Below are 240 nucleotides of genomic sequence, written 5' to 3' on the forward strand. Positions count from 1 at the left end.
AGAACGAATGGCCGGCTGAATATCTTCTGGAGTTCTCGTAGTCGCTCCAATCATTATAAAATCTGCTGGTAATCCATTTTGGAAATTATCGTGTATATGGTTAGGAATATTTTTATTTTCTTCATTATAATAAGCACTCTCAAGATACAATTATCGATCCTCTAGAACTTTTAGCAGCTTGTTCATTTGAAAGGGATGAAGCTCTCCAATTACATAAATAAAGAGGATCACTCCATGCGC

The 240-nt window shown here is 35.8% G+C and carries 1 pseudogene; it reads right to left on the minus strand.

The features are described 5' to 3' along the window. Positions 1-240, minus strand: a pseudogene (locus tag Q4550_RS23990) (ATP-dependent protease LonB); the annotation flags it as partial.

The organism is Anaerobacillus sp. 1_MG-2023 (assembly GCF_030547345.1).
Taxonomy (GTDB): domain Bacteria; phylum Bacillota; class Bacilli; order Bacillales; family Guptibacillaceae; genus Guptibacillus; species Guptibacillus hwajinpoensis_B.